The organism is Methylobacterium durans (genome assembly GCF_003173715.1).
GTDB lineage: Bacteria > Pseudomonadota > Alphaproteobacteria > Rhizobiales > Beijerinckiaceae > Methylobacterium > Methylobacterium durans.
This window is the reverse complement of sequence record NZ_CP029550.1, coordinates 1,210,807-1,222,755: the sequence shown is the minus strand read 5'-3', so window position 1 is coordinate 1,222,755 and position 11,949 is coordinate 1,210,807. Positions and strand designations below refer to the sequence as shown.

Annotated in this window: 11 protein-coding genes and 1 pseudogene; 6 read left to right on the top strand and 6 right to left on the bottom strand. The window is 63.4% G+C overall.

The genetic code is table 11. The features are described from left to right. Nucleotides 1-107: 107 nt before the first annotated feature. Complete coding sequence (locus tag DK389_RS05760; RefSeq protein WP_109888022.1) at nt 108-1,055, top strand: CAP domain-containing protein; 948 nt, start codon at nt 108-110, stop codon at nt 1,053-1,055. A 919-nt stretch (nt 1,056-1,974) separates the two neighbouring features. Here the strand turns inward: DK389_RS05760 and DK389_RS05755 are convergent. Then, nucleotides 1,975-3,034 (bottom strand): annotated as a pseudogene (locus DK389_RS05755) (IS630 family transposase). Between the two features lie 292 nt (nt 3,035-3,326). Between DK389_RS05755 and DK389_RS05750 the strand changes: the two are divergent. Then, on the top strand, nt 3,327-4,613 hold the full coding sequence (locus tag DK389_RS05750; RefSeq protein WP_236960644.1) for a site-specific integrase: 1,287 nt from the start codon (nt 3,327-3,329) through the stop codon (nt 4,611-4,613). 393 nt (nt 4,614-5,006) lie between these two features. Continuing rightward, nucleotides 5,007-5,684, top strand: coding sequence for a DUF4163 domain-containing protein (locus tag DK389_RS05745; RefSeq protein WP_236960642.1), 678 nt, complete (start codon nt 5,007-5,009; stop codon nt 5,682-5,684). Nucleotides 5,685-5,793: 109 nt separating this feature from the next. Here DK389_RS05745 and DK389_RS05740 read toward each other — a convergent pair whose 3' ends face one another. Together DK389_RS05740 and DK389_RS05735 are read right to left on the bottom strand one after the other, a co-directional pair. Next, a complete protein-coding gene (locus DK389_RS05740) occupies nt 5,794-5,979 on the bottom strand; it encodes a hypothetical protein (RefSeq protein WP_109888016.1) in 186 nt (61 codons plus the stop codon). Between the two features lie 63 nt (nt 5,980-6,042). Further along, nucleotides 6,043-6,234 carry an SRPBCC family protein gene (locus tag DK389_RS05735; protein ID WP_418292042.1) on the bottom strand — a complete coding sequence of 64 codons (192 nt, stop codon included), beginning with the start codon at nt 6,232-6,234 and terminating at the stop codon, nt 6,043-6,045. Nucleotides 6,235-6,485: 251 nt separating this feature from the next. Between DK389_RS05735 and DK389_RS05730 the strand changes: the two genes are divergently transcribed. Beyond that, a complete protein-coding gene (locus DK389_RS05730; RefSeq protein ID WP_109888012.1) occupies nt 6,486-7,811 on the top strand; it encodes a polyhydroxyalkanoate depolymerase in 1,326 nt (441 codons plus the stop codon). Between the two features lie 49 nt (nt 7,812-7,860). Here the strand turns inward: DK389_RS05730 and DK389_RS05725 are convergent, their stop codons facing one another. Both DK389_RS05725 and DK389_RS05720 read right to left on the bottom strand, forming a co-directional pair. Next, complete coding sequence (locus tag DK389_RS05725; RefSeq protein ID WP_109888010.1) at nt 7,861-8,643, bottom strand: PAS domain-containing protein; 783 nt, start codon at nt 8,641-8,643, stop codon at nt 7,861-7,863. A gap of 349 nt (nt 8,644-8,992) precedes the next feature. Beyond that, nucleotides 8,993-9,253: a hypothetical protein gene (locus tag DK389_RS05720; protein WP_109888008.1), complete on the bottom strand. Its 261-nt coding sequence runs from the start codon at nt 9,251-9,253 to the stop codon at nt 8,993-8,995. A gap of 472 nt (nt 9,254-9,725) precedes the next feature. On the opposite strand from DK389_RS05720, the gene DK389_RS35195 reads away from it, so the two are divergent. Both DK389_RS35195 and DK389_RS35190 read left to right on the top strand, forming a co-directional pair. Beyond that, nucleotides 9,726-10,094, top strand: a complete 369-nt coding sequence (locus DK389_RS35195; RefSeq protein ID WP_335645524.1) for a sigma factor — start codon at nt 9,726-9,728, stop codon at nt 10,092-10,094. Next, entirely contained in the window at nt 10,076-10,441 is a 366-nt protein-coding gene (locus tag DK389_RS35190) for a sigma-70 family RNA polymerase sigma factor (protein ID WP_335645523.1), read from the top strand. Before DK389_RS35195 ends, DK389_RS35190 begins: the two co-directional genes overlap by 19 nt. Nucleotides 10,442-10,546: 105 nt before the next feature. Here the strand turns inward: DK389_RS35190 and DK389_RS05710 are convergent, their stop codons facing one another. Further along, a complete protein-coding gene (locus tag DK389_RS05710) occupies nt 10,547-11,776 on the bottom strand; it encodes a sensor histidine kinase (RefSeq protein WP_236960640.1) in 1,230 nt (409 codons plus the stop codon). Between the last annotated feature and the right edge of the window lie 173 nt (nt 11,777-11,949).

Here is an 11,949-nt window from a genome sequence, read left to right as displayed (position 1 = left end):
AGGTTGAATATTGTAGACAGTTTATTCCGACAATCTCAGTAGTTTTTTACTCTTATTCTCAGTAATTCATAATTTCATCGTAGTGTTAACAAGGGGAGCTTGTCGAAATGGCCACGCCAACCAATATCGAATCCTACTTTCTCAGCCTTGTCAATCAAACTCGCGCGAGCGTCGGTGCGAAACCTCTCAGCTTCGATGGCGAGTTGCTGGATGCCGCGGACGCCCATAGTGCCTGGATGGATCAGACTGACACGTTCTCCCACACGGGCGTGAACGGTTCCAACCCCGGCGCGCGCATCACCAGCGCCGGCTACGGCTGGCAGGGCTACGGTGAGAACATCGCCTACGTGAGCGGGGGCCTTGACGAAGCGACCGTGCAGAAACTGCACACCATGCTCGTGAACTCTCCCGGCCACTACGCGAACATCATCAATGGTTCGTTCGAGGAAATCGGCATCGGTCTGAAACAGGGGACGATCGGCGGCTACAATGTCGTTTTCGTCACCGAGAATTTTGGGACGCCGAATGCGACAGAGCGGGCCGAGGCCAATGACGTGATCACTGGCACGGCGACGGATCCGCTGCCGGCGACCCCTGCGCCCGCGCCCACCACGCCGGTTCAGACCACGCCAACGACCGTCACGGCCGGTCAAACCCTTACCGGGGATCGCTACAGCAATACCCTCAAGGGCGGCGCCGGGAACGACACGATCAACGGCAAAGGCGGTTCGGATTACCTGGTCGGAGGCGCCGGGAACGACACGTTCGTGTTCGACACGGTGCGCGAGGCCAAGCGGGACACGGTGGCCGATTTTTCGCACGGTGCCGACAAGATCGATCTGCGGGGCATCGACGCGAACACCAAGCTCTCCGGAGACCAGGGTTTCACCTTCATCGGCGATCAAGGCTTCCATCAGAACGCCGGTGAGTTGAAGGCCTACGAGTCGGGTGGCAGCACCTATCTTGCCGGCGACGTCAACGGTGATGGCGTCTCCGACTTTACGATCAAGGCTCTCGGCTCGCATCATTTTACGAGCGGCGACTTCATCCTGTGACAGGACGGCCCCCGACACTGTCGGGGGCATGACCTGCTCGGTCAGCGTCGCCCGAGTTGAGCGAGAGTCCGTGGACTGACGAACACTCGCAACCCGGACCTCGGGCCGCACGCGGCCCGGCATCGCGTCGGCATGGCGACGGCCGCAACCACCGCTGCGCGGGTCGCTTGACGGAACGCAAAGCGTGGCCGGTTTGTTCTGAAGGCCATGGTAAACCGCACGGTCCTGGCCGGCTCAGCCCTGGCCGTCGCGGCACTCTGGGCGACCGCCTTTGGCACCCTTCTGCCCGAGCAGAGGAATGCTGCGCCGGACGACCGACAGATGACCCGTGCCGGAACGATGGACAGCGCTGCCGTGACGTCTCTGGTTTACCGGGCGAGTACTTGGGTCGACCTGCCTGCGTCAGAGGCGCCCCGTGCAGCAATTCTGCCGCGAAGCCCCAGTCACGGCCCTGTGGCGGCTGGGGCGGACGAGGTCGTGCAGGTTGGGCCAGCTGCTGATCCGGTGCCCCGGCGTCTTCGACGGGTGAGCACAGGCGCCCACCCGACCGCCACGTCCGCAGCCGAACGGCGCTCCACCCGTCGCAAGGCATCGGTGGTGCCCACGGCAGCCCATCGGAAGCGCTACAGACCGTTCCCTATTCCTGTCGAATTCAGCTTGGCCAGCCGTGGCTAGCCGATCGAGCACCTTGCGCCGATCAACCCGGCCCCATGAAAAGCGGGTTGCGGATGTCACGGCGTTCGAATTCGACGATGACGGCGCCGGAAGTTCGATTCTCGGGCAGGATCAGGCAACGACGCCGACGGTTCTGGCTGGATCCCCCGGCACGACATCGCGCAGCGGCATCCCGATCCTCCCCGAGGCAGCGTCCTCAAGAGAGCGGTCAGGGTTGGTCCGGGCTAATACCAATCGGTGGTGATCATAACTGATAGGCCCAGTCACGCAGGCCGATGGACATGATCTTCCAAGGCTGGTCGATGAACCGGTTCCAGACCTGACAGCACTGCTCGACAATGTCCTCGTAGGACGAGAAGACGCGGTCGCCGAGCCAGTTGTCGCGCAGGAACTGCCAGACATTCTCGACCGGGTTGAGTTCCGGGGCGCAGGCTGGCAGCGGCAGCAGGGTGATGTTGGCGGGCACGACGAGGTCGTGGGCGACGTGCCAGCCCGCCCCATCGAGGATCAGCACGGCGTGGGCGCCTTCCTCGACGCTGCAGCTGATCTCCCTGAGGTGCTCGTTCATCGCCGCGGTATCGCATCTCGGCATGATGAGGCCGGCACCCTTGCCCTTCTCGGGACAGATCGCTCCGAAGATGTAGGCGTGGGCCGTGCGTTGGTCCTTGGGCGCCGAGGGCCGGCTGCCGCGGCGCGCCCAGCGGCGGGGCAGCGTGTTCTTCTGGCCGACCCGAGCCTCGTCTGACCACCACACCTCGATGGCCGCGCCAGCCGGCAGCCGGGCTCGGATCGCCCTCACCTCGGCTGGCAAGTTTTTTTGAAGGCTGCCAGTGCGGCCGGGTCCTGCTCATGATGGCGCGGGCGTGCCGACAGCTTGCGGAAGCCGAGTTGTTTCACCGTGCGGCCCACCGTGCTCTCGTCCAGGCTCACGCCGAAGCTGGCGTAGATCCAGGCGGCGAGATCCTTCAGCCGCCAGCGCACCACGCCGTGTCGATCCGGGTCCGGCCCGCTCTCGACGATCTGCGCCAGCGCTTGACGCTGCGCATCGCTCAACTTGGCTGGGTTGCCCGGGCCTTGCGGTTGATCAGCCCGGCCGGGCCAGCTGCGTTGAAGGCGAGCACCCAATCGCGCACCGTCTGCAACCCTACCACCCCGATCCGAGCCGCATCCGTGCGGCTGCCGCCCTCGTAGATCTCGGCCAGCGCCAGCAGCCGGCGGCTCTGGCCCGCGTCTCGGCTGGCCTTGGCCAGACGTCGAAGATCGTCGGCGTTGAAATCCTCACGCAGAGCAACCGCAGCGGACATGGCAAACCCTCCCGGTTTGCCTCATCGAACCAGATCCGCCGCCGATACGAAACCTCGTGAGTCGCTATCACCGTCGACCGGTATAAGTGCTTGAAAAGGGTGGTGCCGCAAGAGGGATTCGAACCCCCGACCCCCTCATTACGAATGAGGGGTAACGAGATTTCCCGAGTTTGATGTGGGGTGCTGGAGATCGCTATCCCCTTGAGTCTGCCCGTGCTACGGTGAGATCGAGTGTGCTGGCGGTTCCGCTAGTTCGCCTTTCGGTGGTCACCTAGTGGTCACCAGAAGCTCGGTGACCACCGTAATGGACATCTCCCCAACCAAGCTGACGAAGCGGAGCGTTGATGCTGCGCACCCAGCCGCGATCCGCTACATCGTGTGGGACTCCGAGCTGAAAGGGTTTGGCCTGCGGGTCGAGCCTTCGGGATTGAAAAGCTACCTTGTCCGCTATCGCGCAGGACACGGTGGTCGTGCTGCGCCCAAGCGCTTTCTGAGCATCGGGCGTCATGGAGCTCTGACGCCGGATGAGGCTCGCCGGAAGGCGAAGGAAGTCCTCGGGGCTGTGGCGAGGGGCGAGGACCCGGCTGCCGATCGTGCGCAGTTGCGCGCCGCCCTGACGGTGGCTGATATCGCCGAGGCTTTTCTCGCCGAACACATGAAAACGAAACGGAAGCCCAGCACCTTAGGAAACTACCGCCGGGCTTTCGATCTGCACATCCTGCCCAGCCTCGGCCGTAAGCTGGGTGAGGAGGTCACCCGAGCTGACGTCGCTCGATTGCATCATAGAATGCAGAGCCGGCCATCCATGGCGAACTACGCCAATGCCGTCCTCAGTTCGATGTACGCCTGGGCCGCAAAACGACGGCTCGTTCCGGAGGGCTTCAACCCTGCGGCGAAGATTGAAAAGTACCGCGAGAATCAGCGTGAGCGGTTCCTCTCCGCCGAGGAGCTGGAGCGGCTTGGTCTGGCCATACGCACGGCAGAGACGCTGGGCGTTCCATGGGAGCCAAGTGCCGCCAGGAACGTGAAGCATGCACCACGGCCTGAGAACCGGCGGGTTAAAATCAGCCAGCATGCGGCGGCAGCGTTGCGGCTTCTCCTTTTCACCGGCGCGCGCCTCCGTGAGATCCTGCACCTTCGCTGGGAGCACGTGGACCTCGCACGGGGACTACTGCTGCTTCCGGATAGCAAAACCGGCAAGAAGGCGATCGTCCTGAATGCCCCAGCTCTTCAGGTGCTTGCCGATACCCCCCGCGTCGGGGCCTTCGTGATTGCTAGCGGCAGTGCTGGGCAGTCGAATGAAAAGCCACGATCGGATCTGAAGCGTCCGTGGGAGCTGGTGACGAAGGAAGCGGGCTTGGAAGGTGTCCGGCTCCATGACCTCCGGCATTCGTTTGCCAGCGTGGGAGCGGGAGGCGGCCTCGGATTGCCGATCATCGGCAAACTGCTTGGTCATTCTCAAGCAGCCACGACACAGCGGTATGCTCATTTGGATGCCGATCCCTTGCGCCGAGCCGCTAACGAGATTGGTGCCCGCATTGCGCATGCTATGGGGGATACAGCGCCGTCAGCGACATGAAGGTCAGTACTGATCCCAGCGAGATCGGCCCTGCCGACTACATTCACACACCGTGAGATGGCCAATCAGAGCAGCGCCTGAGCTATCCTGTGATAGGATGCGCATGCCGAGTAAATCGATAAGACAGCTCACAACACTGCTTGGAGAGTCGCCTCTTCGGATTGAGGGGCATGATCAAAATCCTGTAACGAAATTGCTTATAGTAAGTTAAACGGGGAAATCGTTACACGAATTCCGCTATCCACTGGAAGCTCTGGGGAGGGTGACTCTCCCACCCATGGTTGTGCGATGAACCGCCTTTTCCAACTGTTCGCAGCCGTAACCCTCCTTGCAGCGATCGTCTCCTCAGCGTCTGCTGCCGATCGACCAGTCCACCTGCGGGTCCCGCCCGACGTGAGCAAGAACCTCGCGTCCATGCCGCAGATCGTGAATCCCACTGACGAGGCGGAGCTGCGGATCAATGCCGCCCTGCGGCGCCTGGATGCGAGCGTCCGGAAGGCTGCCCTGGAGTGTAAGGCAGAGGGTGGGGCAAACAGCTCATGGGAGCGGAACATCAACGTTCCGATGCGAGGTCCCCGCTTCCTCAGCTTCGAGATCACCGACAACGTGTTCTGCGGTGGCGCGCACCCCAACGTCAGCACCATGGCCATCGTGTACGATCTCGCGACCGGAGCTCCCGTCGTCTGGACCATGCTCCTTCCACCCTCACTCACTGGCAAGGCGGTCCTCGCAGCGGGTGCAGATGGCACGAAAATGGTGACGCTTGCCTCGAGGATGCTGCACGCGCTCTACCTCGAGGGCTACCGCCCGATGGCCGGCGACGCCAAGATCGACGAAGCCGACAAGGAGTGCCGAGACGCAGTCACGAACTGGTCTGGAGACGCGCCTCCCATGATGGCATGGCTCGATGCCAAGGCAGGCGGCCTCGCAGTGCAGTTCGACCTACCTCACGCCGTTCAGGCCTGTGCTGATGCCGTGGTAATCCCGGTCGCAACGCTGTGGCAGGAAGGTGCTCAGGCCGTCCTCATCGACGCCATCGAGCCGGCACACGGGAAGCCGACAACACCCTGATCTTTGGAGCAGGGCGGAGGGCTTGCGGGACGTCCCACACACTCGCCACCAGTGTCCGCCGTCGTCAACCTCAGCGGCTTCCAGCGGGACAGGAGCTGCAAGCGAGAACTCACAGGCTCCTTGAGACGACACCGAGCGCCAGCACGGCGTAGGCAGCGATGAAAAACCACGTGCGGTACTTCACGACAGTGGGGCCGATCGTTGGGATCTTCAGGTAGAGGCTCGCAACCGCAAGCCCGATGAGGATGATGGACAGCAGGAACGTCACGAGGCGCGGCGGCGAGAGGCTCAGCATAAAGCAGTCTCGCCACACGTGGCTGAGGAGTGGTGAAGGCGGTGATCCGTACTGGCTGCTGCCCTACCTGCCTGCTTCCTTCGCGATGCCGGCCAAGCCTCGCTCGTAGACGCCGGCGATGAAGGCCACCGCCTCCGCATCACTCACCGCGTCAGCCTCGAAGGTGGCTCGCCAAGTGACCAGCGCACCTGCGCCCTTCGGCGTGACCGCGATGGTCGAGCTGTAGTTCCTCACCGGCACAGGACCACCAAGCAGCGTCGAGCTGTAGCTCGCTACCGCCGCGATCGCTGTGGCGCGATCGCATCAGGCGTCCGGGCATCGCTTACCTTAACGGAAGGTTAGGATGGCCAAGGGTGGAACCATCATGCACCATCGTGGCTGATTACGCAGGCGGACGATTCATTTCGCTGCTGTGCAACGCATCATAGTTCCAGGGCGTTGGCCATCGCAGAAATGGTCTCCTCTGCAATGGCTCTGCTCTGGAATGGGCCGAAGGGAACGCCTTTATGCTGTACCTGATGCGTGATGCTTGTGACCTGATGCTCACCCCAGCACGCATGGCAGCAGGCGTTGCCAAGACAGCCTGTCAGAACCCGTTCAGCCCACTCGCCTACACACCCTCCAGCCGCGCCGTCGCTGCCTCCTGCGAGTTGTTCGAGCGTGGCACGCGCCGCTACGCCAAGCCTGCCTTCGACCTGCCCGCGTCCGAGCACGTGGTGTGGGAGCGCCCGTTCTGCCGCGTCATTGCCTTCGGTGCACCCTCGGCAAAGCCGAAGATGCTGATCGTGGCCCCCATGTCGGGCCACTACGCAACACTCCTGCGCGGCACGGTGGCGGCGTTCCTCGACACGCATCAGGTGTTCATCACCGATTGGGCCGACGCCAAGCAGGTGCCGCTGTCGGCCGGACGCTTCGACCTCGACGACTACATCGACTACTGCATCGCCATGTTCGAGGCGCTGGGACCGGACCTGCACGTCATGGCAGTCTGCCAGCCCTCCGTGCCGGTTCTCGCCGCGATCGCCCGTATGGAAGCCGAGGATCACCCGCTGGTGCCGCAATCGGCCGTGCTGATCGGCGGCCCCATCGACACCCGCCATTCGCCGACCGCCGTGAACAAGCTGCCGCAGGAGCGCAGCATCGACTGGTTCCGGCAGAACTGCATCCACGCGGTGCCGTGGCCTCACGCGGGCTACGGCCGCAATGTCTACCCCGGCTTCCTGCAGCTGGCCGGATTCATCAGCATGAACCTCAATCGCCACCAGACGGCGCATTGGGACATGTTCAACCACCTCGTGCAGGGCGACGGTGACTCGGCCGCCAAGCACCGGGAGTTCTACGACGAGTATCTGGCGGTGATGGATCTCACCGGGGAGTTCTACCTCAAGACGATCGAGACGGTGTTCATCAACCACGCCATGCCGCGTGGCGTGATGCGGCACCGTGAGGCGCTGGTGGAGCTCGGCGCGATCCGCCGCTGTGCCCTGATGGCGATCGAGGGTGAGAAGGACGACATCACCGGCGTCGGCCAGACGCGCGCGGCTCTGGATCTCGCCGCGAACCTGTCGGCCGAGAAGAAGGCGTACCACCTCCAGATCGGCGCGGGGCACTACGGCATCTTCAACGGCTCGCGCTTCCGGGCTGAGATCGCGCCGAAGATCGCGGCCTTCATGCAGGACAATACGGCCACGCTGCCAGCGGAGCTAACGTTGGGGCTCGCGAATATGGCCACCTCCGGCTCAGATGCATTGGCAGAGCAGTTCGTAGCAGCGGCGCTGATCACTGACAGAGCGCAGTCGCAGGGCAGCGCCTCAGCCGAAAGGTACCTGTAGCCGTCCCGACGAGGCACAGCCGTTTGTGCCGAGACGCTGGCGGGCGGCCTCAGTGGAGGGTGTTGCGAGGATCTACGATCATCCTCGCTGTCCCCTTCCCCTCTTGAGCCTCCGCCATGAGCCGCTTGGCCCGCTGCTGTAGCTGGTCGAGTCGCTTGTTCAGCAGGGTGCGCTGTCTCTCCCTTTTGCTCTCAAGCTGCCGGACGATGTGCTCCTTCTCGGCCTCTGAGCTGGACCATGCCTCAAGGCGTTCGCAGTCGATCTGGAAGCCGAACTCCACATCAGCCTGGGCAGCCAAGGTTCTCTGGAGGCAGCCCGTCAGATCGTCGAGTTCGAGGCTATCCGGCAGATCAGGGGGCAGTGCCTCCGTCCAGTCGTCGCCGGAGTAGTCGAAGGGAGGCAGTACGCTGCCCTGCGCGGTGAGCGGCAGAAGCACGTTGGAGCCGGCGACGATCGCGCCCGAGGCGTCTCGCAGCGGCGTCGGATGGGGCAGGAAGGGGATCAGGGTCCCGTCCGGTCGTTCCACTACAGCCTGCACCCCACGTACTGCACGGCCCTCCTTCAGCGCCACAGCCATGGGGCACTGGTCGAGCGGCAGGTGCGCGCCTTCGGTCGTGAAGATCCGCCAGGAGCCGCACCAGCGCGTCTTGCCGAGTTCAGGCCGGTAGCCCCAGAGATCGGCTGCCGCCTCGTTGTAGTAGGTCAGCCAGCCGTCCGCGTCGGTGGTGTAGGCAGGTGACTTGATCTGCTTGAACAATTCAGCCCGCGACGGCTCGTGATTCCAGCCTCGGTCGGGCGCATCGAGTACGTATTCGGAATCGTCCGAGCCCAAGGCGTTCTCCCTCGACCGCCGGGCCGCGAAATGCCCGCAAAAAGCATTCCTGCTGCCCCTCTGTCGCGAGCAACCTGCGAACCGAATCTGCTCATTCCATGGCAGCCTCGGTCGGTTGGTATGCGTAAAGCGTCGCACTCCAGATCGTCCAACTCTGCGGAATTGCGCCTTGAAGCTTCCGGGGGCGGTTGCTCCACGACGCCATGACTGGCTTACGCCAGCCTATGCTCTCCCGCCGAGCCTTGTACGGACGCTCCTACTTCACGCAGCCGCATCGTAGCTACAATGATCCCGTGAGCTGGCGGAAATGCTTACCGTGACGCGTCAATTGCACGGAAATCCAGCCACCTCAGGCAGCCGTGGCCACGTACGGTGGGAGGGCTCCCCCAGCGGGCTTCAGGAGCGCAGAGATCGCCATCTGCTCCTCGCGGAAGAACTCGTGCATGGAGCTATAGAACCGGTGCATCGAGCGGCATGCCTCGTAGACCGAGTCATCCGCTTCGCCCTGCGAGAGCTTGAGGTAGTCGCTCGCCTTGCGTTCAGAGATCTGAGCCCCAGCGATGCACTCAGCCAGTGCCTTCTGGATCTGCGGCGGAAGGTTCTCGTTCACCTGAGTGGTTCCTGGCACGGGGCGCGTCTCCCTGTAAGGCGGCATCTAATTGGGCCGTCTTTGAAGCGTTCTATGAGACACCCTCATTGTGCGGGATGTCAGCTCGGCGTGTGAAAGGCTGAAGCTCCCACGAGCACAGAGGGAACCGAAGATCGTGCTGAGGCCGCATGCGCGCACGCTGCCACCGGGGCTGGTATACCAAGCAGGTATTTTGACCATAACCTTTGTTGCAGGTGCGTGACGATTCCTGCCTGCGCCCGCGTGAATGTACGAGGTCGTGCAAAGCCGGCAGGAAGTTGTTCGCCGGAATATCGGGGGCTCATCGCTCCCGCGTGCCAGAAGCGGAGCGATGATGAGGCCGGGACGGAAGATCGCGCGTAAGCATATCTTCCGAAGCGTCTCTCTATTTCTCCGAAACTAGGTTCGAATTCAGTATGCAACCGCAGGAACGGTGACGCTGCCGGTGAGTTGAATGGTCACGCTTCAGCTTGGCCATTCACAGGTGCCCATGATCAACCCCGACCAGAACCAGCGAGTGTGCCTGACCGCAGCCCTGCGCGCCCACCTCGGCAGTCAGCTTCGGGCCTGCTATGGCACTTTCCTGACGGAGAACCAGCCACAGCGGCTTCTCGATCTCATCCGGCAGCTTGAGACTGCGCTGGCCTCTCAGAAAGAGCCAGACGCGGCAGCGTTTCGTGATGGCTTGCTGGCAGCGGTTCCGCGATTGCACACCTACGCTATGTCCCTAACCGGGAACGCGGCGCGAGCCGATGATCTCGTGCAGGAGGCGCTGCTCAGGGCTTGGTCGAACAGCACAGGTTCGTGCCCGGCTCCAACCTAAACGCGTGGCTGTTCACGATCTTGCGCAACCAGTTCTACAGCGAGTGCCGCAAGCACAAGCGTGAGGTGGAGGACGCAGATTGGGTTGCGGCGGAGCGGCTGATCGAGGTGCCGGACCAAGAGGATCGGATCGAGTTGCAGGATGTCTGGGGCAAGGTGGCGAAGTTGCCTGCCGTCCAGCGCGAGGCTCTGCTCCTCGTGAGCGTGCACGACATGACCTATGAGGCTGCCGCCGAGGTGATCGGATGTCAGGTCGGCACCGTGAAGAGCCGTGTCAGCCGCGGACGCGCCCTGCTGTCAGATCTGCTCGGCTTCGCAGATGGCCGGTTGAGCCGGGTGACCGCCTGATGCGTCTGTGCCGCCCCACGACAGCCGCTCCCTTCAGGACGAGCTGGCCTCGTTTGGCATACCTTACAGCGCAGGAGGTTTGCCGTTGACCTGTCGTGACGCTCCTCAGCCGACCTCCAGCGGGATGTCGAGCAGGCAGACGACTCCTGCCGGCTCGTAGCTCATCTGGACCTCACCCTGGAGTTCGCTGGCAAGACCGCGCTCGATCATGCGCGTGCCGAACCCTCTGCGCGTCGGCGGTGTTACAGGCGGGCCACCCCGCTCCTCCCAACGCAGTGCAAGCCGAAGGCGCGGCTCGGCTGACCGATCGCCCACATCGGTGATCTTCCATGTCACAGAAACGGTGCCAGTCGCGTTCGAGAGCGCTCCGTACTTGATCGCGTTGGTCGCAAGCTCGTGCAGCACCATCGCGAGCGCCAGTGCGATGCGAGATGAAACGCGTACCGCGTTGCCCTGCCAGCGGCAGCGCTCGCCGTCCCCGCCATGCAGCCGCAGGGCATCAGCGACGATCTGAGCAAGGTCCGCCCCCTGCCAGTCCTCGGCTGTCAGCACGTCGTGCGCCTGAGCCAGCGCGATCAGCCGCGCCGTGATCGCCTCGCGTGCCTCGGCCAGTGAGCCGGCTGTGCGCAGAGTCTGACTGGTGAATGCCTGGACAGTGGCCAGCGTGTTCTTCACGCGATGGTTGAGTTCGTGCACCAGAAGAGCCTGACGCTCGGCTGCGCGCTTCGCTTCCGTGCGGTCCCGCAGAATCTTGAGAAAGCCGACGAGCCCACCCTCATCATCGCGTAGTGGCATCATCAGGCCGTTCGCCCAGAAGCGGCTGCCATCTTTCTTGAGGTGCCAGCGATCGTCCTCGCCACGGCCTTCCGTCACGGCCAAGCGCATCTCGGTTTCCGCGATGGCGACCCGGTCGTCCTCGGGCGTAAAGATCAGGTTGGCTGGAGCGCCGACGGCCTCGTTCTCGGTCCAGCCCATCAGGTTCTCAGCACCTGAGTTCCAGCCGGTGATGCGCCCGGTCAGGTCGGTGGTGAAGATGGCGTAGTCGCTGGCGCTCTCCACCGCGAGGCGATAGCGCGCTTCGCTGGCCGCGAGAGCCGCGCGACTAGCGGTGAGTTCAGCGTTCGCCTGCTCCAACTCGCCCGAGCGTGCCTGCTCAAGAGCCAGAGCGGCGCGAAGATCGGCCACTTCGTGCTCATAGCCTGCGGTAGCCCCAGGCACATCGTCGGCTGTGCGCCGCACAGCCTCATCGAGCGAGCGACGCAGGCGGCCAATCTCGGCCTCAAGCTCGGCTTCACGTTCGCTCGGCGGCTGAGCGGCCGGGGGCAGGTCGTGCAAAATCATCTCCGGCAGGCAAGCGCAGCGATTGGGGAGCTTGGCAGGTTGCGCGCAGTAAGCCGAATTAGCGCCTCGAATATGACCTTCTTGCTATCACGATGCGGAGGACTCCGCCTCAAAGGTGGTTGAGGAACAAGAAGTTAAACCAACTTGGCGTTTTATCGCTCCTCAGC